Genomic DNA, 24,433 nt, shown 5'->3' on the forward strand with positions numbered 1-24,433 from the left:
CGTAGACGCATTAACGAGGCCTTAAATCCATTTCGATATCATTGTAAACAGATGAAAGCGAAACCGCTTCCACTCCAGGTATTTTAGGAGAGTAATGATGAACACTAAAAAATTGATGATGGTAATGGCCGCAAGCTTACTTTATGCCGTTAATCCTTCTGCCATAGCGGCTGCAGCGGCGAGTAACCAGGCTGAATTATTCTTAATTTCTGATCCCCATCTGGATGTAACCCTTCGCAAAACCACCAATATTAACCCTCCCGCTGATCTCAGAAACGAGCTGGATCAACGCAGTTATCAGACATTGATTAGTAAAATGGGTGAGCAAGTTGATTTACGGCTAACCGCCAAGCCCTCTGTGGTCATACTGGGAGATTTGCCGGCGCATAATGGTTACAGCCGCAAAACCTCAAGGGATGATATCAATGCTGTTTTTGAGCCGCTTTATGAGCGTTTAAATCCCGCGTCTATATTCTATGTTTTTGGCAATAATGACTCATTGCAAAGAAACTATGGCCCCTTCAGTTATCGTGATGAGTCAGCGTATACGCTTATGCAGGCAGTAACCGGAAATGGCGGCGGATTTCTCTCCACTGGCCGTAAATGCCCTTACAATGGTGAGGCCTGCGTTAGCATTGAAAATACGAAATATGGCTTCTATTCCGCTTATTTAGGGGATCACCTGAAACTCGTTTCTTTGAACAGCGTCAGCTTTGTTTCAAGGCCTGGCTTCTCCCCTTCACGCGATGGCGCCAAAGAACAAATGAAGTGGCTGGAAAGCCAACTCAAATCCAGCCGCGCGAAGCATAATAGTGTAGTCCTGGCTATGCACGTTCCGCCGCAATCCTGGGAGCCTGAATATCAGGATTCATTCAAAAAAATAATCAAGGCCTATCCTGAGGTTGTCATTGGCATGATGGCTGCCCATAGTCACTTCGATGAAATTCGTGCAATGACGATTGGCAATAAATCCTATGTCATCCCCATCGTTTATTCTGCAGGTTTGGGAGTGGATCATGGGAATGCCTCTTCCTTTAAGACCCTGAGCTTTTCAAGGCAAAGCGCAAGCAGCCCCTGGCGTTTGAAAGATTATGTCACTTATCATTTTATCGGTAAGACTGCCAGCAGCAGCCAGCTTCTGCCGTATTATGATTTCAACCAGGCTTTTTGTGGAAAAAGCAGCGGTGAAACAGTAAGTGAGTGTCTGAAAAAACATATCAATAATAATAAATTTGATAGCAGCACCAGCACATTGATGAGCAAGCACTATACCGCTGGAAATCCAAACAATAATAAACGTATCGATCCCTCCTCAAAATGGATTATGGTCGTTAAATAATTCCTGCCTCCAGAGGCCTGATATGCAGTCGTATCAAGGCCTCATTATTTTTTGCAAGCAAAGGGCTATACTAAACTTAAGCGAATGCTCCAGAGTTCAAATGAATTGCTATAAGCACATGAAGATGTATACCTCTTATCTTAAAGGATGTTATCAACACATTTTTGATAGAACCGTTATCAGTGATTGGGGATATTTATATTTCGATCTGCAAGGACGCTATCTACAAATCATTTCGGATAGTCGATTAATGGATGTTTTTCTCGATAATGAATTCTATGCTGAACAAATTGTCGATAATCTTTCCCATGATTATGGGCATTATTATTCATGTGATGTACTGCATGATAATCTCCTTCCCAGGCCCATTCAGGAAACCCTGGTGGATAATAAGTACGGCTATTTTTTTGATATCGCAAACCATCAGTCAGATTACACTGAAATATATACCTTCGCTGCCCGCTGCAGCCCCCTCCAGGCCAGTAATTTTACTTTGAATAATCTGGAGATGCTAAAGCTGATTAGCGAGGATTTGGGAAAACGCTGCCGCAAACTGCTCACCCGCGAAAACACCATGATACTTCCTGCCGATTTCATTGTCCGCATGAATGAACTCTCCGCATTACATAAAGACAGTAAAATGGCCTGTTTGAAGGATGTTGTTTTAGGAAATAATCAGGCAAAACGATTGCAAAGCATGGTCAACGACGAGGCTTTTGATTTTAATTTGCTGCCGTTTAATTTTATAAGTAATAAGGACTTGACCCAGAAAGAAAGGGAAATGATTTATCTCTATTATTTTGGATTTAATTTCCAGCGGATTGCCGATATTCTGGATATTTCAAAACGCACTGTGGACAAGCATTTTGAAAATATTAAAAGAAAACTGGATTGCGAAAGCACCGGCCATATCATTCCGCATTTATTGAGAACCAATAGGGCTATTAATGATTTTATAAGAGGGATTAGAAACTTTTAAGCAGAGAATATTTCTCCTATTTTTTAAGTTGGATACTGCGGACAAGCCGCAGTAAGTAGGCAATTAGTTATACAAAATGAATTGAGTTGGGCAGCGAACTGGGACAGCCTCACAAACGAAGGTCATGGAATTTTTGCTGAAGAGTATTGGCCTGCTCATTTTTTAATTTATGGATCAATTCATCAAACAGCGCTGTGCGTGGCTCATATATGTATAAGCAATATTTTCTTTCTTTGCCAAATGTGGCGAATCCTGTTGGCATTTTCTTGATCCCCGCGTCAGCCAAGGCAGATTTCAAGGCAGTCAATTCCGCTTTGTGGCTATCATTGTCCATCATGATGATAGCAACGGAATTATTTTGCCGTAAATCATATTGAGCCGTTTTAGGAATGCCATACCCTTTAGCAAGTTGTTTCAGAGCCCCAAGGATCGCTTTTTTTGAAGATCGGCTGGGCTGAAAGAATTGCTGAGTTGCGTTTTGTTCAATTAAAGAAAAATCCTTCGTATATGGACGCGATTCCTCTATCCATGAGTTATAACTTTCTCTCCAGAAAAACAATAAAGGGGAATTATCAAATTTTGCCCGAACTTCTGCTTCTGGTATATAACCCCGGTGGCCAAAGGGTGTTTGAATACGTAAGGGTTGTACATTTTCCAAATCAAAATACACTGAAGACGCCTTTGTAAATAAGTCTATGGGTACATCGCCATTATCGAAATTGATACGAACACTAAAAGATCTTGGCCTGTAAGTTTTTCTGTCAATGAGTTCGCCATACTTTGTAAATAATTCAGGGGGTGTTTCTTTGGTTCGCCAATAATGGATATTATAATCCCAGACCACTATATGGCCTGGAAGAATTCTTTCTTTTGCAATGAAATAGTATATAAGTTGTCCACGATGATAAAGCATCTGTAACTGAAGATTAGCAACGGCGACTATGTCTCGATCGATATCCAGGAAATGGTAGTCATCGAGGCTGATGCTTCCGTGATCGGCATAGGGAGGTGTCGTAGTACGAGGCGCATGTTGCATAAAGCGCGCAAGATTACCATAGTTTTTGGCTTGTATCATTGCATAGGTTTCACCATCAAGATTATCAAAATCCAATTCGTACTCAGATTTTGATGCAGGAATCTTACTACCTGGCACTACCGGCTTTACACTCCCCGCATAAACGATAACTGGCTCGCCTGGCTCTATGACTTCGAGAGCACATACCCCAAGACCGCTTGCTCCCATTGGGCTTAAGCACAGTTTTTTACTATTTGAATCAATCTTGCTTAGCAAGGTGCTCATTGCGGCGTTATCATAGTGCGGAACGGCATTTTCGATGACAGGATAGGTTAGGAGTTCGGTCTGTTTGGTAAAAACCAGTCCGTTTGTCCAAGCTTTCATTCCGATTTCTTTAGCAAGTACATCACTATCCACTTGTCTGATTTCACAACCGGGCTGGCTAGGCAATTTATTGCTGATGTTAATTTTTTGAGGTTTTTCCGACAATATTTGGCTGAGGTTGGATTCGATCTTTTTGTACACGAGCCGATCTCTCTGGTAAATATTTGGAATTGTATCAGCTGTTTAATTAGTGATCAAATGAGGGTGGTATAATAAGCGGGTAGGTGAGGATTAATCCCGGAATACCTCTACAATTCATTGATTGCGTTTTGTAACTCAGCGAGTTGGGTTTTAATTTTTTTAAAAACAGGAATAACAAGCTCCTGTAATTGATGATAGTTAATGTGCTCGGGAGGCAGTGCAATAATTAATGTTTTTTCCGTGGCTATTATTTTAAAACAGCTTAAATGAACGGGGGAAGTAACCCAGGGGTTGATTAGTTTTGTAGCAGATATCTTGGAAACTGACCTGATTTGTTTCTTCCATTTTACCGATAACCGGGCTTCTCCCTCCACAAGGATCAATAAAAATTGATGGGTGATTGAGAGCGGAATTTCGGCATTTTTTTCAAAGCTAAAGAAATGAAATTTTTTCAGATAAGCGTTTTTAAGTGTGTCTGAAAAAGAGGCGAATAGTTCCAGTGATTTGATTGTGCGTTTTTGCTCATTTCCTAATTGCTCAAATGCTTGCCAGGGCGCGCATAGAGTAGTTTTTTCAGCTATCGGTGCAAACCTGAGTTTATGGCAGGTTTGTTCAATATGCTGCGCCACATAATTAATGATTCGCTGAGTAAATATAAAGGCAGAATAGTTGGAGTGATTAAAAATAGAATCCAGGGTATTTTTCTGTATAAAAAATACCTCGCTATCGGTTTTAGCAATTGCATTTGCAGTCCTTGGGATGTTCGCCAAAATGCCGAGTTCACCAAATAGTTCCCCAGCCCCAAGTGTGGCGACCTCTTTGATGCTGGACTTAGTGGCAACGATAGAGATTTCTCCTTTAATAATGATGTACATGCCATTTGCAGGCGTCTGCTCTTGGAAAATACAGCTGTTAGCCTTGAATGTTTCAACGGTGGATATTAACCCTATGTCATGAAAAATGATGGGGTCGACGCCGGAGAAGACAGGGATCTTTTCGACGAAATCACTAAAATATAAAGGATTGTATTTGGTTTTACCGGCAGGTTTTTGAAGACTTCGGCTAATCTTTTCGGCAACTTTAATACCGCTAATAAAGGCGGATTCATGGACATGAGGAGGTACGAGGTAAGAGCCGCAATACCAGGTGTTATTTTCGCCCTGAATGGCTTCCAGATACTGCCTGCTGATGTCGCTGGAATGTGCCATGGACGGGTGAATATAGAATTTTTGCTCAAAAATCTTTTTGGGATCAATCTGCCTGAAAGGGTTAAGCGTTAGAAACACATCAGGAATATTTGCGGGTAAGTTCCTGATTTTATTGATGTAAAAAGTGATGGTTGGTCTTAAAAGGGTAGAAGACTCCGGCGTGTAAATGCAATTGTACCCGCCCCAATAAGCCCTGTCCTTTGGCATAATTGCGCTATCGCTATGGATAGCAAAAGTAGCGCGTTGCCAGGGAAAATTAACCAGTAAATTCTTTTCATATTTTTTGGCATCTTCAAAAAGACTGATTGCATGATAAGGGTTAATGCTGATAATGACATGATCGAAAGTCAGGGAAACGTTTTCACCGGATGGGCTGCTCGCCCGAATAAATACTTTATTATCATGGCGGGCAATCCCAAGAACCCTTTTATTGAGCAGGATACGGTTATTGCGATGTTTAGCAATAAACCATTTACTGAACACCTCAACGTAGCTGAACATGCCATCATCTAAAGCCATGCGTCTGCCGATTGGGCCAATAATGCCGTGAATTTGCCAGAATTGCAGCAATGGAATCAGGCGATAGTTTTCTGGATAAGTATTGGGAACTTGAAAACAGGCCGTTGCTCTTGGATAAATGTATTCTTCAATGAATGGTTTACTATAAGCCTTATTTTTTAAATAATTTCCCAGCGTAATTTCCGAATTCGAATGACTGTTCAGAAATTCCCAGCTTTCGACCCGAAAACGATTGATCTCTTCTATATACAAATCCTTGCCAATGGGGCAGTCTTTCCGAATTGAAATAAGGCCATCGATATTTGCAAATACCAGATTGTTTTTCTCATCGATGATAGACAGGCTTTGGTTTATAGGATGATAGGGCAGCTTGAAGAAATCAATAAATTGTTTGAAATAGTGGAACTGATCCTGATTAAAATCAGTGACACCCGCATCCAGCATCCAGGATGGCCCCTGGCTGTCCGCTACTTTAACTCCGAAACAATGGCCGCCTAAATGCCCAAGCTCTTCGATAATGGTCACATTGTAATTTTGGTTCGCTAAAGTAAACGCAGCAGCAATACTGGATGCGCCGCCTCCCACAATCACTATGTCCATCAGGCCCCCTTAGTATCCAGTTAATGATTGCTTATGATTATTGATGCAATAATCATGCATGGATAGAAGGTTAAACTTTGGAAGTTACACTAATGGCTTAAACTGGATTCGCTCGTTGCCGTTCCGATATTACTTTCTTAGCATCGTTTAAAAGAAGTAATAATTGATTCTCTCTAATTGGAGAAGGTTCAAATCCAAAGCGTTTATAAAAAGTTATGGCTTTTTCGTCTATTGCATGAACTAATAAAGCGCTTACGCCAATTTGCTCTGCAGTTTGCAAGGTTCTTGTTATTGCATCTTTAAGCATTGCCTTGCCAATACCTCTTCCTTGATAGGTATGAAGAACAGCTAATCTTGCTAATATGACCACTGGTATTGGAAATTTACCCATTCCCTTTTTTATGCGTTCAGATGCCTCATCAGCTTCTACCTGTCCTACTGTAAGACTATTAAAACCAGTTAAATTATGATCTTTATTTAAAGGCTCAGGTTTTTTTAACGTCATTTGAATCCCATGGAGATGATGAAGAAAATAAATCCTTTAGCCCTTCATTATCTTGCTCTGGGCGGTCTAGAATTTCAGAAAAGTGATTCAATATATCGCTAGAAACCATAAATAATCGCTGATCTAAAATAATTTTTTCAGCAGCTTGATACGCGCTGTCTGTTATGAATTCAGTCAAGGATTTATGACTTATATCCGAGGCCATTCGGATTACTTCGGCCTGCGATTCAGATGCACTAAAATCCATCAGGATGTTTTAGCGCGCACAGTCCTTGAATGCAGGCTTTTTACTTTTCTTGATCTTTTGCCTTAGGTGTCTGGAATTATCCACCTTTCTTGCATTGATCATAACGTTTCTTAAATGAACTCCATTAATTCCATGAGTACAATTGACGCATATGTTCGATACGCGTAACTTTCCAGGAAACTAAACTTACTTGAGTAATTACGGTTGGTTTATTGCTCATCCCTTTAGGGAAGGTCGTATTAAAATTGAATTGAATGGTAAAATATAATACAATGCGGTATTTGAGTTTCTATTGCTACTATGACAAATCCAAGTGATGAAGTGCAGCAAAGTGAGTATGACCCCTTTATTCACGGCACAACCTCAGCAGCGCTAGCCCTGATGTCAAAGACAAATTTCCAGCTTATGCCGGTTCTGAAGATGATTGATGATTTTCAGGTGGCGCCAATGGGAGGCGAATTATTTAAAGGCGGTTATGAATTTATTGGTTTTGAATTAGTACAAAAAGAAAAAATTGGAGCCATCTCTTTTGGAAATTTGAAAACAGGTGAATACAATTTAAAAGAGGTAACCGGGAGCTATACTCAGTTTGTGCCCCCAACCAAGACTGCAGCCCTTAATCATTTCAGACATTTACTTAATCGACCCATCGTTGGTGCCGAGCTTAATTTACTCCTGGTTTATTTTACTCGTGCAAGGCAGATGCATGAATCGCTTGATCAAATAATTACTAAGAACGAACTGGATATCCTAACTCAGCGGTTAAAGGCAATTGCTCAATTCTATTATTTTGTCCAATTGCTGGGAACTTATATTTATCCTGATTTTGAGGCAATGAAAAAAGCCCTGCTCCCACCTGCCTCCTTGACGAAAAGGGATATAACTGATGCTGTCTATAGTTTCTTAAATTTTGAGCACTTAATCAAAAGAATTATAGAGAGTCAACTGGATGTAAAAAGCATTCTCTTAAACCCCAGCGAGGAAAATCTGGGGAAAGCACTCGCACTTCTCCAACTGCCTGATAAACTCACCATTAAATCTGGAATCTGCGGTGATAATAAGGAGATCGAGCTTCCTGTCACCCAGTTTTTTAGCCTGACAAAATCATCTACATCAAAGAAAAGCCGATCTTATAAAAAGAGTCATTTTGTCCATCTTGCCCAGAATAAAAGTGGTGATAGTATCAATAATTTATTAGAAAATTTTCTGTCTCAGGAATTGAATTCTGATTTCTTTATCAATATGGCGAATGATGCCCAGAAATATGTCAGTGCTTTAGAAGATCGCATCCGCATTTTTAATAAGCTCGCGAATACGCCCCAAGGACAGTTTGAGCTGACTGTTGACCAGCGAATCTTATTGGATTCAACGTATCCAATTATTTTTGTGTCTGAATCTGATTTAATTAAGCCTCATGTCAATGAATACCGTAGCACAGGATCTCTAAAACTGGGTGATGATATTCGAATGATCGCGACCGATGATAAAAAACACAGAGAGGAAGTAAGGAAGTACCTGCGCCATCATCAGCTTAATCCCGTTCAGGTGGTATTATTTAGCGATTTGGAAAAAGCTGCTCATGATCAATTGGCTTTACCTTTATCCATCGATTCTCAGCCGCTAAGAGCCATGCTAGCGAAGACCAGAAACAGTAAGCACAGTGCGCTTTTTTATGAATTATATGCCTTGCTGGACGATTTGAATGAGAAACGAAATAAATTTCGTTACACAAATCCCCAGGTTTTTGCAACTCTAGACAGATTATTGGTTGAAATCACTAAGGTCATGGATGAAAGGTTTTCGACGGATAAACCCTTGACAAGAAAGGCTATACAAACGTTTTCCATCAAGAGCAATGCTTTAATTGAAAGAGAAAAGCCTGCACTTGAACTCCACCGGGGGTGCATGGGAATTCTGGATACCATGTTAACAATCTTTGCGAGCCTGGTGGTGTTTTATCCTGCAGTTTATCTATACCAGAAAAATAAAAATGTCACTCACAGCTTTTTTAATACCGACTCAGGAATAAAAGCACAAGACACCATAGTGACCCTGGATAAATTAATCGATGATGTGGATGATTTCCCTGATGACAAGATTTGCGCCGAGCCTTAAATTAACTGCTAATCCATGATTTGTCTAAATCAATCAGCCCTTCGCGATGTTTGATTGAGATTGCAGTTCCTAACAATGAAACTGCAATTATTAATGATTACTAGTCCATTAAGCCTTAATTTGAACACCGATATAGGGTCCATAATAGGTGACATAGTTCAGTCGTAAGGGATCATTAGGGCCTGTTCCGGCGCGCCTGCCGTGGATATCATCGTAATAAATGATTTTAAATCCACCGTTGATACCCGCCTCATAGCCACGGAAAGGCATGTCGTACTGCAGTCCAATGTCGAGGAAGCCATATGGAACCAGCCTTTGCCGATCGGTGTTTTTGAAGTCAATATACGCAATAGGCTGAATAGGGGCATCATTAATGTCACCCACTGTCCGCATATCGGCATCTCCAATGAGAAAGCCTAAGGTGAAGTCATTTTTTAGTGTCAACCTATCGAATAGTGGAAAATGGCTTTCAAGCCCTATTATGGGACCTATGCCTCGGAAACGACTGGTGAGATAATGAACAAAAGCAGCGTCGCTGCGATAAAACCGCTGGATTAATCGATCATTTTCATCAACATAATGAAGGCCGGTATATGGTCTTAATCGCCAACCTGTTTGAGTGACATTAATATTAGCCCCGATAGATAATTCATAATTGTCCAGATCAAAGAGCACTTTCCCTGCAGCCCCATCAAAAAAATCTGAAACAAGTGTTGAATTGACAACCAATAATGAATCAGGAATCCTTACCGAAGAACCAAACTCATGATCAAAATGAGTTGTCCTGAATTGAATATCAGCTTGAGGTGTCCAATCATACCTGATAAATGCTGACCAGGAAGGTTCATAAGAGGGGTCTACGTAACTCCCATGCGCAGCAACAACGGTTGGCGTTACAAAAACCATTTCCGTGGCATAGTCAATCATCCCGCCATCGGGTCTTAGATAAGACAGCTCACCGCCAAGGGTCCATCGGCAGCAAGGACTGCTTTGTTGTGGCCCCATCTCTCCGGCTCTGGCACTCACTAAGACAGATAATAATAACATTCCAAATACATATTGCTTCATCCTTAAACTCCTTGTCTCTGTATATCGAAAGCAAATTATACTGATTATATTGCGTATGAATCTGAACTCAGGCGCAGGAATATTATCATAGAAACAATATAAGTCTTTAATAGTTTAGAAATTGCAAGTTATGAGATACAAAGATATGAGTTAAATATTAAGAATTTTCCAAATCAGAATATTAACTTAAAGAAGTTAGGGTTTTTAATGAATTTTAAAATGGTGGGCCGTATAGGGATCGAACCTATGACACAGAGGTTAAGAGCCTCCTGCTCTACCAGCTGAGCTAACGGCCCCACAATTACACAGGATACCTTTTTAAATAAAAAATTCAAGCGCTTTCTATATAGCCTTAGTTGTCTTATTTATAAACTTGTCCAGACCGCGTACAATGAGCTATGGTGGTTTTTGGTTGCGGATAATTATTCGCAAGGTAAAAATAATGTTAAATGCATATCAGTTTTTTAGCCCTTTCTTAAAGAAAGACAACTATGAACGTCCGGCCTGGTACAAGGCTAACAAGGAAAATGTTTGGCTCATGATGACAGAGTTGTATGGAACTGATTCCACGGCGTTTGCCTTGCAAGCCATTAGCCTGATTATCCATTGCGATATGGCTGCTGTTGATTTGCTTAATCGCCATCCAGAGTGGCTGACTCAATTGAATAAACCATGGCAGATGGATTATCTGTTGAAAGCTGTCCAGTTATTTATAATTAATAACAAAGATGAAGATTACAGTTCCCAAATGATCCCTAATGCAATTAATGCACTGATAGGGAATGACAAAGCGGTCATTTTAACTATTTTAAAAAAATATCCTCATTGGTTGAATTTTCTAAACATGGAGCGCATTGAAGAGATTTACAAAGATGTGCTTAAGAGTAATTCAGAAAAAGCGGGTAGACATTTTTGCCGCTATTTATTGGCACGGCTGAAGACGCATGAAACTGTTCCTGTACAGGCGCATATTGATGAAGCAGAGGAACATAAGGATATTGAGGCTGACGTTTTTTCTGGTATGAATCCATGGTAGAGAATATTGAAACCATGCTGCTCAGCCTTAAGGCCAGGCTGCCTGAGTTAGCCTGGAATCTGAATAAACCGGGTGCTCAGATTCCCTGGCAAAATTTGCCTCCCGGTATTTTTCGCTACCAGTTTGAACCGAAGGCTTCGGATTATATTGCTGAAATTAAGAGCGATATTGAGCGGTTGGAACAACAGGTCAATACGCAGGCTGCCAGCTATCTCGCCCAGCGCATTCAGCAAAAAATCAACATTCTGGTCAGACTCTGCCGCTGTAAGCCGCCAGTCCAAAAAGCAGATAATTCAGCCTCATTTATGTTGCAGGCTTTGAGTACGCGCCAGCAATGGCTGGCTTCTCTTGAGGAACAAATTCAATCATTTACAGAACAACGCGATGCGCTTGCGGCCAGATTGTCGACAATCGCCAAGGAGCAGCAATTGGCAGTTCTCGCCGAGTTAGGTGCGGCAGAAAAGCGTCTTACCGAGGCAAAAGAGGCTTATGCCAAGGCGATCGAACGCTAGAGCTAATCCCTATCTACACCAGTGCATGAGAATTAAAAGCTATCGAATCCCCCCGGCTGCGACCGCGGGGCCCACATGAAGCCAATTTAATGTTAAGAAGACTTGTTTATGACTACCTGTTAAATCTTATTTTTTGGCAGCATTGAAACTTGTTTGAGGATCATGCTACTCCAACAGGCATGGGCCCCGCGGTCGGTGCCGCGGGGATTCGGTGTCGGTGCCGCGGGGATTCGGTATTGGTGCCGCGGGGATTCGGATGGGGAAAAAATTTGTGTAGATACCTATGGCTCGCAATAAGGGAATCACATCGACAATACCGCATCCCTGAGCAGAGATTCTGTATCCAGGACTCCCCTTTGAGTTTGCAGCGTTTTCGGCAGGCAGGTGCGTAATTCACAAGCTGCCATTAATTGCTGTTTGAAACGGCTATAATAGCTGTGCTTACAGGCTGCATAATCCTCATCGATTCTGGCTTTTATAGTTGCTCTGGCTGAGTCATCGTTAAATGCCAGATGGATTAAGGTATTAAAAGAACCTTCATAGTCCCCCAGTGTACTGGGATATGATTCCAGGTTTGCAAATGAGTGATCGATAAGATCATACAAGGCGTTTATTTCTAATGGTATAGATACACTGATCGGTTCTTCCTTATATTCTTTGTGGAGGAAGCGATGCAGATCATGAATACCATAATATTTTTTCATAATAGCATCCTCATGCTCAGGCTCCCATTTAAGCGCATAATCCTGATCTATTTGCTGCATTATCCCAGCACTCATTTCTGCACTGACGGTATTTAAAAACCGGCGAAGTGTTTCCTGTATAAAAGACATCGGTTCAATTTGGACTGTCCTGACAATAGTATTAAATACCTCAAGGCATTGTTGATCATTCATGCTTTCCAAAAAAGCTAACAAAGGAACCAGCTGATCGTTAATGTCCCGTGTGGCTCTGGAGTGCCCAAAATCTTTCAAATAGGTCGGTAAAATGTCGGCAATCGCTGCATCGTCAAGATGAGCTGCTGAGGCTGCATAATAATTAGTTATTAATCTGGATGGATTACCTCCTTTTGCTCGCATTGCTTTTAAAAAGTCGATTATTTCAGCGCTAGGGTAAAAATCTGCAAAGCCAGGAATAAATGTGTCCTGATCAATAGAACTCACTGCGTCTTTTAGGTGTCGTGGAAGTGTATTGGTTAAAACTGCCATCAGCCATGCGGCACGCAGCTTATAGCGAGGGCTTATGCTTGGAGAACTAAGCGAATTGTGTAAAATTGAATATAATTTATTGTAATTAATGCTTTTTAAGTGAGAAGGATTTTGGATCCAGTGGAAAAGTAATTTTTCCTGGTAGTATCTGGAAGCTTTGCTGTTACGACTGAATAAGGCAGTAACGGCTGGTTCGGAAAGATGATCACCTTGTAATAATAGGATTGCATGCAGGTTTAATGACTGCATACTTTCAAATGGGTTTGAAAAAGAACATTTGAAAAGTCTTTTTGCGAGATACATCATTTGCCCTGGCTGTCCAAAAGTGGCTCATTCTAGCGCACTGCTATAATTTTGTAAAAAATTTGTATCATGGTTATTTGCCAGGAAATGGAGCGGACTAACCCTCCTCTCTGAGTCCAAGAAGGCGCGCGATTTCGTCCCCGGTTAAAGCCTGATTAAAATAGAAGCCCTGGCCTTCGTCACAACCAAGATCTTTTAGGAATTGCAGCTGCTCCCGGCTCTCAATGCCTTCTGCAAGAACGCGCATCTTTAATCCGTGGCTCATTGCGATGATTGCTTCCACAATAGAATTATTGTTTGGATCGGATGGACATTTCTCAATGAACGATTGATCAATTTTAATTTTGGAAACCGGGAAGTCACGTAAGTAGCTCAGGCTTGAATAGCCGGTACCAAAATCGTCTATGCTAAGCTGTATTCCTTTTCTTTTTAGCAATTTCAGCAAATTAATATGCTGTTGTTCTTTGTCCATAATAACGCTTTCAGTCAGCTCTATCTCAATATAATCAGGAGGAAGCCCGCTTTCTTTAAGGCAGCGTTCGATGCAGGCGATAAAATCATCGCGCAGTAATTGAACTCCTGAAACATTGATAGCCATGCGGATAGGGGGTAATCCCTTGTCCTGCCATTCCTTGTTTTGTGTACAGGCCCTTTTAAATATCCATTCGCCTAATGGAATGATAATGCCGGAGTCCTCGGCGATAGCAATAAAATCCTGGGGCAGGATAATGCCTCTGCTGGGATGCTGCCAGCGTAATAATGCTTCGACGCCCACTATCCTGCCACTGTCCAAATGCACAATTGGTTGATAAAGCAGGAAAAATTCTTTTTTGGCAAGGGCGTTGCGTAACTCCATTTGTAATTGAAGGTTTTGCCTTGCATGATTGCGAATGGTCTCGTCATAGAGTTGATAGTAATTTCGCCCCATATTTTTCGCCTGGTACATAGCCATTTCCGCATTAGTCAGCAAGCTGACTACTTCGCTGGCATCTTTGGGATAAAGGCTAACACCGAGGCTTGCCGTCACCACTATCTCATGGGGGTGGATATAAATTGGCTTTGTCACTACCGACAAGATGCGATGGCAAAGCATGGCCACATGGCTGTAGCTTTTAATCGTGTATAAAATAACAAATTCATCGCCGCCAAAACGCGCCAAGGTATCGCTTTCCCGGGTGGCGAGTTTGAGACGCTGAGTAATTTGCTGAAGCAATTGATCACCTGTCTCATGCCCAAGGTTATCATTGATAAGCTTAAAGTTATCGATATCGAGAACGATAAGCAGCAGTTTACTATGATGCCGTTTGGCAAAACGGATTCCATGAATAATACGGTCATAAAGAAGTTTGCGATTGGGTAAGCCGGTGAGTTGATCATAATCAGTCTGGAATGCGAGCTTTAATTCCAGTTGCTTCCGCTGACTGATATCGCGAAAACTCCATACGCGGCCAGCAATTGCATTGCCTAATCGATGCGGTTTCGAATTCCATTCAAAAATATGACCGTTGCGTAGAATGAGTTCATTGGCCTCTTCTTTTTCCGGTTCAGTGCTCAGTTTGCTTAAAATCTCACGAAAGTCTTCAGGATTTTGAATTTCCTGTAATAGTTGTGGAAAAAAATCCTGAAAATTAAAAGTTTGATTGGTCGAGAATACAATCTTCCATAAGTCGACAAATTTCTGATTATAGTAATCCAGTTTACCGGAAGCATTCACTACAATAATACCGTCTGCTGTTGACTCGAGTGTGGAACGGGTAAGCGCCAGTGTTTGCTCCAGCTCACGGGTCCGTAGTGCTACCTTTTTTTCAAGTATCTGGTTTAAGCTGTCGAGATTGATATTTTTATAACCCAAGGAAAGTGCATTGTTCAAATATTGGTTGGCATAAATGCTGCTGGCCAATGCTGTCAGGGTATAAATGATGGCGCAATAGCCAATTAAAATATGAATTTCGCTTTGCAAAAATAGCCACAGGATTAAAGGAATAGCGGTTGGCAGTAAAAATAAAAGATAAATACCCATTACCGGCGATAGAAAGGGGACAGCGCCCGCAACCAACCCGAAAATCAGGATAATTGCAAATGACTGATGTAGAATACTATCGGCAGGAAGGAGCAGCACACTGGCCAGACCCCAGCCGATACCGGAAAAGAAAGTAAGCAGAGCGAATTGTAAGAGCCATACCGGGTAAGAAAACAGAGCCGGTTTAAGCCGGAAAGCAACTAAGGAGACTGGCCATATCAAGGCCAGAACAATCATGTAGATTAGCCAGATTTTTAGATTGAACAGGTTGCTGCCATAGGAAGAGATGCCGAGGGCAAAAATTACAAAAGCAAAAACCTCTGCCAGAAGTGCAACTGGAAGCTGCTTATATAGCAGTTCAATCTTGTCTTTCAGCATACATTGGGCGATCCCCTGATCTGTTGTTTTAAACTCTTTGAGAGGAGATAGATCATTTAGCATGAAAGTCAATTCCCTGAGCGAGAGGATAATGATGAGCCTGCCGGCAATGAATCATCAATAATCCATCAAGTTTCAACATGTCCATATCCTTCTCAGAGAAACCGGTGCAATGGCTAGGAATCGAGGTTAAATATTAAGCATTCTTTTATTAAATTTAGGGGGAAATCGGCCATAGATCAATGTTTTCATCTTTTTTAGCACTCAGAATTCTTGCCCTGAATAAGCGGCTGTGATTTACTTTTTCCAGCAGCTTAAAAATGAGAAATGAATGTTTAAAAAAATCCTGGTGAGTAACCGCGGCGAAATTGCTTTGCGAATTGTGCGGGCCTGTAAAGAAATGGGTATCCCCGCAGTGACAATTTACAGTGAAGCAGATCGCTATGCCTTGCATGTTAAACGGTCTTCTCATTCACATTGCTTGAGCAAAAAGCCGCTGGATGCCTATCTTAACGGCCAGCGAATTATTGAATGTGCAAAGAGTGCCGGCTGCGAAGCGATTCACCCTGGTTATGGTTTTTTATCGGAAAATGCCGAATTTGCAGCTGCCTGTGAGGCAGCCGGGATCACCTTCATTGGACCCTCTTCCAAAGTAATCCGCATGATGGGTTCTAAAGTGGAAGCGCGGCATGCGGCAATAGCCGCCGGTTTGCCGGTTATTCCCGGAAGTGATGGGAATCTGCATTCTGTGGAAGAAGCGCTGGCTTGTGCCAGCCGGCTCGGTTATCCGGTGATGCTCAAAGCGACTATGGGAGGGGGCGGACGAGGTATTCGGGTTTGCCACAGTGAAGAGCAAGTCATTCAGTATTATGAGCGTGCCCGTTCTGAAGCCGAAAAAGCCTTTGGTGATGCCCATGTATTTATGGAAAAAATGATTGTAAATCCACGCCATATTGAAGTGCAGATTTTGGCTGATCATTTCGGGCGGGTTTTACATCTTTTCGAGCGCGATTGCTCCATACAACGCCGTCATCAGAAACTGGTTGAGATTGCCCCGGCCGTTCATCTGGATCAGGAACTCCGCAATCGTCTCTATGAATATGCCGTCAAACTTGCAAACAAAGTGGGCTATACCAATGCAGGTACAGTTGAATTTATCGTTGACCAGGACAACAATCCTTACTTCATGGAAATGAATACCCGATTGCAGGTCGAACACCCGGTCACCGAGCAAATTACTGGCGTGGATCTGGTACAGGAACAAATTCGAATCGCTGCGGGGCAGTCACTCAAAATCACTCAGGATAGTATAATGCGCCGCGGTGTCGCTATTGAGTTTCGTATAAATGCCGAGGATCCGCAAAATGACTTTCTTCCCAGTTTTGGTCGTATCACCCGCTATTATGCACCCGGCGGACCTGGGGTGAGAATGGACAGCGCAATCTACACCGGTTATACAATCCCGCCCGATTATGATTCTCTCTGTGCAAAACTGACCGTATGGGCGCTGGACTGGTCTTCTGCCTTACGACGCGCTAATCGTGCTTTGGAAGAAATGCGATTATTTGGAGTGAAGACAACCATCCCCTATTATCTGGAAATGTTAAAATCAGATGCATTTCAACAAGGGCATATGACCACCACCCTGATCGAGAACCATCCGGAATGGCTGCGTTACTCGAATAAATCGCTTCCTCAACACAAAGCTGCCATTATTGCAGCTGTTCTGGCTTTGGCGAGCCAGGAGCAAAGTTAATAAATAGATGGGCCCCGCGGTCGGTGCCGCGGGGGTACGGTGTCGGTGCCGCGGGGGTACGGTGTCGGTGCCGCGGGGATACGGTCTTCGGCTTACGCAGTGTAAGTATCCGAATTCCCGCGGCTGCGACCGCGGGACCCACAGCATCAAGAAAAACAGTGAATTAATGAAATAAAAACAGCAGCTTGTTTTACTAGCAGTTAACAATTCGACTATACTTTTAGCATTGCTGATCAGGGAAAATAATAATGAATAAGGAAATTGCAATCATTGGCCTTGGATACGTTGGCTTAAGTCTTGCCACTGCTTTAAGTAAAACCTACAAAGTATATGGTTATGATATTTCTGAAAGACGGATTAGGGAATTAAAAGAACACTTTGACAAAAATAATCTTGTCAGCCGCTCAGAGTTGCAGGACAGTCCCGTTTTCTATACTCAGAATACGCTTGAAATCCAAAAGGCTACTTTCTTTATCGTGACGGTGCCAACACCTGCATTTTTCTATGAGCTTCCTAATCTGGAGCCGGTAATCAATGCGACAAAAGCCGTGGGCGGCATTCTAAAAAAAGGCGATGTTGTTGTTTATGAATCGACGGTTTATCCTGGCACAACAGAGGAAGTTTGCCAGCCTCTGCTCGAAGAGATGAGTGGCCTTCGCTGCGGTGTCGATTTTAATTTAGGATATTCGCCGGAGCGTATTAGTCCCCATGATCCTCATTATCATTTAAAAAATATTGTCAAAGTGATCTCTGCGCAAAATGAAGCAACCTTAAAGGAAATAGAAAGCGTCTACAAAAACTGCTGCGATACGCTTTATCCTGTTTCTAATATTCGAACCGCTGAAGCAGTAAAAATTCTTGAAAATACCCAGCGGGATATTAATATCGCCTGTATGAATGAATTCGCGCAGATTATGCATGCCCTGGATTTGAACGTGCATGAAATTTTGCAGGCCGCAAAAACCAAGTGGAGTTTTGTTCCCTTCAAGCCCGGATTTGTCGGTGGCCACTGTATTGCTGTCGACCCCCTGTACCTGGCGTTTAAGGCCAAACGGATAGGTGTGCCGCATGATTTAATCCTCGCTGCAAGAAAGGTCAATGACGGGATGCCGTATTTTATTATCAGTCAATTAGTTCAGGCCCTGATTAAATATGACATCCCGGTGAAACATTGTCCCGTGGGTGTATTTGGTGTTACCTACAAAGAAAATGCTGCGGATATCCGCAGCAGCCTGGCCTTAAAATTTATCAAAGAATTAAAACTGGCCGGCTTTCAGTGCCAGGTGCATGACCCCTTTGCAGATAGGGAGTATGTGCAGAAAAAATACGATATTCAATTAATGTCGTTTGAAGAGATAAATACCATCTCCGCCGCGATTGTGGTAGTGGGCCACGATTATTATCGTGAAAAAGGATTGCAGGCTTTGGTGGGGAAGTGCAATCGACCGGCAGTGATTATGGATATTCCCAATTTGTTTGCAGAACAGAAGATTGACGAAGCCGCTGTGTTTTACTGGGGGCTTTAATAATCTTGAAGCGCTGCGCTTATCAAGGCTACACTGGATTAACGCGATAGGATTTTTGCAAAGAGGATGAAAAGCAATTATGGCCATTTTAATAACTGGAGGCGCCGGATTTATCGGTTCAAATCTGGTCGAACTGCTGCTTGGTTTAAACCAGGAAGTGATAGTGATTGATGATCTGAGTACTGGTACATTGCGAAATATCGAGCCCTTTTTAGCCAATAAAAATTTCAAATTTTATCAGTCAAATTTGCTGGAAATTCCCCTCGATCCCATCGTGCAGAAATGCGAGATCATTTTTCACCTGGCGGCCATTGTCGGTATGTTTAATGTCCTGCAAAAACCAATCGCAACACTCGAAGTCAATATGCAGTCCACCGAGCGATTATTAATGGCGGTTTCACGCCTGCAACAGAAGCCTGTCGTTTTGGTAGCCTCGAGCTCGGAAGTCTATGGGTCAAAACATACTGCCATGAAAGAGACCAATCATCTCCATATTGAGGCCAGCGGCAAAGCACATGCCAGTTATCCTGTTTCCAAGTTATGCAATGAGGTCGCAGGCATGGCTTATTATCATGAAATGCAGGTGCCAGTAATCGTCATGCGGATTTTCAATACGGTAGGCCGGCGGCAATCCTCCCGCTATGGAATGGTATTACCCCGTTTCATTAAACAGGCTATCCATGGCGAACCAATCACTATTTTTGGAGACGGAAGTCAGACCCGCTCTTTCTGCGATGTCAGGGATACCTGTCAAATCATGCGCGAACTCAGCCTCACTCCGAAAGCAATTGGCGAAATTGTAAACGTAGGCAGTGATCACAGCATCAGTATTATTGAGCTCGCGGAGTTGGTCCGGCAATTGGCAGAGTCTGCTTCTGAACTTCACTATCAGAGTTTTGAGGAGACTTATGGCGATGGGTATATCAATATCCAGAACCGTAAACCTGAATTAAGCAAATTACGCTCTCTGATTAATTATCGACACCATTGGACTCTGGAAAAAACGATCATTGAAATGATCGAGCATGCGAGATAGAGCGTTTTCGTTTTTAGCTAAAGCGGCTTCCCAAGAAGGCGATTGACGAAATATCTTAGCGTTCCCCTTGCACAGCAGGCTGCACGAAACTCCCGGAACCATAACATCTCGGCCAGAATGAGCCAAATGCTGCGAAACACATCTTTCATACGGTGATATTTATTGAAAGTGATTAGATTAAGGAAAATCATCGCCACCGTAATATAGGCAAGGAATCCCCAGGCGAGAATCAAAAACCAGAGCAACACCTGGTAGTCGAGTTCATTGATGAAAAAAGCAATTACAAAGGTGCAATAGGAGCAGAATTCAATAACCGGGCCTAAGATTTCAAAAAGCACAAAGGCGGGAAAGCTGATTAGCCCGACCAGGCCGTATCTGGGATTGCCAAACATGGTGACAAATTTTAATGCACTGCGCCACATGCCGCGCTGCCATTTGTCACGCTGTCCCCAAAAGCTTTTGGCCGTACTGGGAACCTCAGTCCAGCAAAACGCATTGGGAGAATGATTTAGGGAGTGGGGAAACCTGTTTTTAATCATGTAATGATGCAGTTTTAGAGTGATTTCCGCATCATAGGAAAAATTTTTGATATCATAACCGCCTACCTCTCTTAAACTCTGCGTTTCAAACAGCGTGAATGCGCCGGGATAGCACATTGCACCCCCCAGTACGTTCTGCCCCGCCCGTCCGTATAGAAAAGATCTGAGGTACTCGAGCCCTTGTACCGCCGGCACGAAATGCTTAGGCAGATCGGTAGTCATAAGCCGCCCGTCCTGTACTTTATTTTCATTAAGTACATAAACAGAGCCGCTTACCACAATACAATGCCCCTTTGACAGGAAACTGAACATCATGCGGGTCAATGCTTCTGGCTCAAGAATGGTATCCGCATCGACTGTTAACATAATCGGCGTTTGGCAGGCATTTAAGCCGACATTCACTGAGTCGGCAGCGCAGTGATATGGCGAGTGTTCCTTATCGATTACCATTAAGTTCGGGAAACGGGCCGATTGAAAGCAGTGTTTAACCTTGCAAGTGGGGATTGTCTGTTTGATGACGCTGGGAATTTCATAAAGCTGGAATTCATTGATTAAGACTTCCATGGTTTTATCGGTCGAGCCATCATTGACAACAATAAAACGCACATTTTTATAATTACTGTTTAAACCGCTGTAAAGCATGGAGAGAATGCGGTTTTGTTCATTGAAAGCCGGAGTGACTATGGTTATCGGAATATGGGTCAGCTGATCAATGAAGAGACTAATGTCGCCGAGAGTCACTTCACGAAATTTCTTGATGACCTCAGGGAAAGACAGGACTAAGAGCAAGGAATACCAAATGCCAAGAGCGGTGAAATAAACCAGAATGCAAACGGATATGAAAAATAAAACGCCCGTCATTTCCTGTTTCCCGAAAGCAGTATTCGCTGAGCGGTCTCATAAGCAAATTTGTCTTTTAACGGCGACTGTGCTTTTAATATGTCGATGCCGCTTTCTCCCTGAGAATATAAAGAAGTTCCAGAATTAACCCGTACCCACCATTGCGGATCGGTAAGCAAGATAGTCAGAATTTCCAGGCTCCTGGCAGTGTGAACCCTGCCAAGGGATTTTGCAACAGCTGCCCGTATTTCCCAATCCTCGGCAAAGGCTAAATCATACAGTATTTGGGTTTTCCGCTCATCTTGCACTTCAGAAAGATATTCAATAATGCTAATACTCAAATCGACAGAATCAAATAATAAATCCGCTTCGACGCAATCTAAAAATTGGGTATAAGGAATTTCTTTTAGGAGGCGGTAGCAGAAAACCTTGGTATAGAGATCCTGCTCATTTTCGAGTCGTGTGATGATTATGTCTGCCACATCATGATGGGATACATCGGAAATTTGGGCAAAAAAGGATTGCTGAAGATGGCGCCCTTTTGCAAAATGGGAAATGGTCTGATTAATAACGGCTGAATTCTGATATTTAATCCCGGTGCTTGCCGCATTAATTGACACCAGCAAAGTGTCATCGCGAACCAGGCGGCAGAGCGGCTGCTCATCTAGCGTTTCAAAACCGTAACTGTAGCAAAGCGCGGCGTAATAGCGGTTAAGCCAGTTGCGTGATTTGTACAATCCTCTGGCAGCAGGTTTTAATAATTTATCTGAGAGGTACTCTATAAAATGTTGGAAAGTTAATTGATGTCGATGATGATTTTCCATGGTCCTAAGCACTAATAGTACCGCATCGATTGATTTTGAACTTTTATATTGTTGTATTTTTTTCTCTGGTAATTGCTGCTTTTTGTCAAGACAGGATTTGAAGCTTAGGGCAATGTCGTCAGTGATTAATTTTTTTTTGCGGGCGCGGTGGTGGAAATAGCCGCGGGCGGCATACATAGCCAGAACAAAAAGGAAGATTGTCAAAAACTGGAGATAGGCCAGCAATTTGATGATCCATAAAAATCGTTCCATGAAGATATACTCTTAAAAACGATATCTTAGACCCAGACTTCCGTCATACAAGCGGCGGACCAAGTCTGAGGGATATTGCCAACGTTGATAGCCTGCATTTAAATCAACAACAAGGTGGTGATCCAGAATAGGAAAAGTGTAGCCAACATTGACGAAGGTGTTCTTTATCACCAGAAAGTTTACGGTCAGTAAATCGGCAAGGTCAGGGCTGTTGCCAGTACCTGCACCCACGCTAATGTAATGGTCATCAGTTGAGAAATACTTTCTGGCCCGCCCAGTGTATAAATAAGATTTACTGGATGAATCCCGGGGGACAAAATAATAGGGGCGAAAACTAAGCCACAAACTGCCTGGGTACAAATTAAAAGAGCCAGTGTATGTGCTAAGATAGGTGTTGGCTATTTGAGCGTATTTAGCGCCAGCGGATAATTCAAAGAATTTGGGTATATTCATGTATCCTTCTGCCGACCCGATAAAATCAGGAAACAGGGCGGGTTGATCGGACCAGGCCGCTGTCAAATCGGCATACATATTGCGATTAAAACGGGGTGAAATGTCAATTTCATATTGATTGGCATTTAAATGCTGCCGTGATGCATAATTAATTCTTCCGCCGATACGTCCCCAGTCGGTGTCACGGCTATAGTAAAGAGTCGACCAGTCCCAGATGGAGTGCAAATCATCCACATAAGCATTGTCAGATGCTAAACCGATTTCATTGACGCCATAAGCATACCTTGGGCTAATGCTTTCAATTTCCCTGAGCATTCCCTGGGCATTGCGATTGTCGGGTGAAAGCTTTAGCACTGCTTGGTAAGCGCGTGCCGCTACCGCGTATTCCCGCAAAATAATGTTGATTTCGCCCTTCTTCAGCAACAAGTCGATATTTTCCGGCTGCGTGCGCAGGCCGCTGTTGATGAGCAGCAAGGCCTGTATATCATTATTGCGTTGCAGATAAAGATTAGCCAGGGCAATGCGGTATTTAACATTTTCGGGATGAATTTCCAGGAGCTGGGATAGATAATTGATTGCCTTTTCATATTTCTTCTGGCTAATCAGCTGATTGGCTTTAACCAGTTCTGGATCAAGGGATTGGATGCTTGGCAGCTTTGTTTTCGCGGGCTTTGCTTGGGTTTTATTCTGATTAGCCGTTAAATAAGCCAGATTCCTGGCGAGCTCCTCAAGACTTTTATTCCCTGGAGTCAGTTTTAAGCCGGCTTCTAACAAGTTCCTGGCATTTTCATATTTTTTTTCACTCAACTGAATGCGGATAAGCGCGGCCCGCGCATCGACATAGGCGGGGGTCTTTTTCAGTACAGTATTAAAATATTCGCTGGCCTTGGCAAATTGCTGCTGTTGGTAATAAATTAGACCCAACATTAGAATGATATCGCTGTCATCAGGCTGTTTGCTTAAATAGCTTATCGCTTTTGCTTTGGCAAGCTCGAGCTTACCTTCCTGTCGAAGGCGCTGTAATTCTGCCAGCAAATTTTTGGAGACCGGTTTAACTGCAGCCGGTATCGCTTTGCTCACAGCTATCTGAGAGGCCGAGGAAGGGACAGGTAAAGTCGCGACTTTATTCAGCGGCGGGACAGATGTTTCCAGTTGCACCAGTTGATTCTGCAATTGCAGTAATTCAGGTTGGGCGGGCTGCAGCTTGAGGCCCTGGGTGAGCAGGGTATTGGCTTGGTTGAAAAGGCCCTGGCGCATTTTTAGCCGGATTAAGGCTGCCCGGGCATCGGTATAAGCAGGGGTATTGGATAATACCTGCTGAAAATAAAACTCCGCAGCAGAGAGATTATTTTGCTGCATATGAATCAGTCCAAGCAGCAGTTGTACATCGCCATCCTTTGGATATTTACGCAGATAAAGCTCACCTGCCTGTTTGGCTTCGTCCAGTTTTCCTTGCTGACGTAATTCCTGGATGGTTTTCAGAATATTAGCCTCTGCCGGGCTTTCGCTTTTTGAGGGAGGAGCTGGGGTTGATGCAGCGGAAGCGCTAATAGCAGACCAGCTGAATAAAATAATAATTATCCATTCTAAATAGTATTTCATCAGCTTATCTCAATTGCATTGAGTGTGA

At 42.7% G+C, this 24,433-nt stretch carries 18 protein-coding genes and 1 tRNA gene; 8 read left to right on the top strand and 11 right to left on the bottom strand.

Translation table 11 applies throughout. From position 1 onward, the window contains the following. The first annotated feature begins 94 nt into the window (after positions 1-94). Entirely contained in the window at positions 95-1,339 is a 1,245-nt protein-coding gene (locus DYH42_RS00620) for a metallophosphoesterase family protein (protein WP_058523842.1), read from the top strand. Between the two features lie 100 nt (positions 1,340-1,439). Next, a complete protein-coding gene (locus DYH42_RS00625) occupies positions 1,440-2,318 on the top strand; it encodes a helix-turn-helix transcriptional regulator (RefSeq protein ID WP_058523841.1) in 879 nt (292 codons plus the stop codon). A 109-nt stretch (positions 2,319-2,427) separates the two neighbouring features. On the opposite strand, the gene DYH42_RS00630 is transcribed toward DYH42_RS00625, so the two are convergent. The 4 genes from DYH42_RS00630 to DYH42_RS00645 form a co-directional block, all read right to left on the bottom strand. Next, positions 2,428-3,858: an SET domain-containing protein gene (locus DYH42_RS00630; protein ID WP_058523840.1), complete on the bottom strand. Its 1,431-nt coding sequence runs from the start codon at positions 3,856-3,858 to the stop codon at positions 2,428-2,430. Positions 3,859-3,965: 107 nt separating this feature from the next. After that, positions 3,966-6,185 carry a cyclic nucleotide-binding domain-containing protein gene (locus DYH42_RS00635; RefSeq protein ID WP_058523839.1) on the bottom strand — a complete coding sequence of 740 codons (2,220 nt, stop codon included), beginning with the start codon at positions 6,183-6,185 and terminating at the stop codon, positions 3,966-3,968. Positions 6,186-6,282: 97 nt separating this feature from the next. Next, complete coding sequence (locus DYH42_RS00640) at positions 6,283-6,690, bottom strand: GNAT family N-acetyltransferase (protein WP_058523838.1); 408 nt, start codon at positions 6,688-6,690, stop codon at positions 6,283-6,285. Further along, entirely contained in the window at positions 6,671-6,937 is a 267-nt protein-coding gene (locus DYH42_RS00645; protein WP_058523837.1) for a type II toxin-antitoxin system TacA family antitoxin, read from the bottom strand. Before DYH42_RS00645 ends, DYH42_RS00640 begins: the two co-directional genes overlap by 20 nt. Before the next feature lie 300 nt (positions 6,938-7,237). On the opposite strand from DYH42_RS00645, the gene DYH42_RS00650 reads away from it, so the two are divergent. After that, on the top strand, positions 7,238-9,052 hold the full coding sequence (locus tag DYH42_RS00650; protein ID WP_058523836.1) for a hypothetical protein: 1,815 nt from the start codon (positions 7,238-7,240) through the stop codon (positions 9,050-9,052). A gap of 108 nt (positions 9,053-9,160) precedes the next feature. On the opposite strand, the gene DYH42_RS00655 is transcribed toward DYH42_RS00650, so the two are convergent. Both DYH42_RS00655 and DYH42_RS00660 read right to left on the bottom strand, forming a co-directional pair. Further along, positions 9,161-10,120 (bottom strand): Lpg1974 family pore-forming outer membrane protein, encoded by a 960-nt coding sequence (locus tag DYH42_RS00655; protein ID WP_058523835.1) that lies wholly within the window; start codon positions 10,118-10,120, stop codon positions 9,161-9,163. 220 nt (positions 10,121-10,340) lie between these two features. Beyond that, positions 10,341-10,416 (bottom strand) — tRNA-Lys (locus tag DYH42_RS00660). A gap of 146 nt (positions 10,417-10,562) precedes the next feature. Here DYH42_RS00660 and DYH42_RS00665 point away from each other — a divergent pair. Further along, the gene (locus tag DYH42_RS00665; protein WP_058523834.1) at positions 10,563-11,156 is read left to right on the top strand and encodes a hypothetical protein; all 594 of its coding nucleotides are present in this window, start codon (positions 10,563-10,565) and stop codon (positions 11,154-11,156) included. Then, on the top strand, positions 11,150-11,668 hold the full coding sequence (gene priC / locus DYH42_RS00670) for a primosomal replication protein PriC (RefSeq protein ID WP_058523833.1): 519 nt from the start codon (positions 11,150-11,152) through the stop codon (positions 11,666-11,668). The genes DYH42_RS00665 and priC overlap by 7 nt, the downstream gene beginning before the upstream one ends. A gap of 302 nt (positions 11,669-11,970) precedes the next feature. Here the strand turns inward: priC and DYH42_RS00675 are convergent, their stop codons facing one another. Further along, positions 11,971-13,182, bottom strand: a complete 1,212-nt coding sequence (locus DYH42_RS00675; RefSeq protein WP_157062395.1) for a hypothetical protein — start codon at positions 13,180-13,182, stop codon at positions 11,971-11,973. A gap of 94 nt (positions 13,183-13,276) precedes the next feature. After that, entirely contained in the window at positions 13,277-15,640 is a 2,364-nt protein-coding gene (locus tag DYH42_RS00680) for a putative bifunctional diguanylate cyclase/phosphodiesterase (protein WP_065232822.1), read from the bottom strand. A 268-nt stretch (positions 15,641-15,908) separates the two neighbouring features. Between DYH42_RS00680 and DYH42_RS00685 the strand changes: the two genes are divergently transcribed. The 3 genes from DYH42_RS00685 (at position 15,909) to DYH42_RS00695 (ending at position 19,895) form a co-directional block, all read left to right on the top strand. Then, a complete protein-coding gene (locus DYH42_RS00685) occupies positions 15,909-17,333 on the top strand; it encodes an acetyl-CoA carboxylase biotin carboxylase subunit (RefSeq protein ID WP_058523831.1) in 1,425 nt (474 codons plus the stop codon). Positions 17,334-17,581: 248 nt separating this feature from the next. Continuing rightward, positions 17,582-18,859 carry a nucleotide sugar dehydrogenase gene (locus DYH42_RS00690; protein ID WP_058523830.1) on the top strand — a complete coding sequence of 426 codons (1,278 nt, stop codon included), beginning with the start codon at positions 17,582-17,584 and terminating at the stop codon, positions 18,857-18,859. A gap of 79 nt (positions 18,860-18,938) precedes the next feature. Then, positions 18,939-19,895 carry an NAD-dependent epimerase/dehydratase family protein gene (locus DYH42_RS00695; RefSeq protein ID WP_058523829.1) on the top strand — a complete coding sequence of 319 codons (957 nt, stop codon included), beginning with the start codon at positions 18,939-18,941 and terminating at the stop codon, positions 19,893-19,895. Positions 19,896-19,912: 17 nt separating this feature from the next. On the opposite strand, the gene DYH42_RS00700 is transcribed toward DYH42_RS00695, so the two are convergent. Genes DYH42_RS00700 through DYH42_RS00710 form a run of 3 tightly spaced genes read right to left on the bottom strand, consistent with a single transcriptional unit; the run spans position 19,913 to position 24,405 of the window. Continuing rightward, complete coding sequence (locus tag DYH42_RS00700) at positions 19,913-21,295, bottom strand: glycosyltransferase family 2 protein (RefSeq protein WP_058523828.1); 1,383 nt, start codon at positions 21,293-21,295, stop codon at positions 19,913-19,915. Beyond that, the gene (locus DYH42_RS00705) at positions 21,292-22,350 is read right to left on the bottom strand and encodes a HEAT repeat domain-containing protein (protein ID WP_058523827.1); all 1,059 of its coding nucleotides are present in this window, start codon (positions 22,348-22,350) and stop codon (positions 21,292-21,294) included. Before DYH42_RS00705 ends, DYH42_RS00700 begins: the two co-directional genes overlap by 4 nt. 12 nt (positions 22,351-22,362) lie before the next feature. Continuing rightward, entirely contained in the window at positions 22,363-24,405 is a 2,043-nt protein-coding gene (locus DYH42_RS00710; RefSeq protein WP_058523826.1) for a tetratricopeptide repeat protein, read from the bottom strand. Positions 24,406-24,433 lie beyond the last annotated feature (28 nt).

This window comes from Legionella birminghamensis (assembly GCF_900452515.1).
Classification (GTDB): Bacteria; Pseudomonadota; Gammaproteobacteria; order Legionellales; family Legionellaceae; genus Legionella_C; species Legionella_C birminghamensis.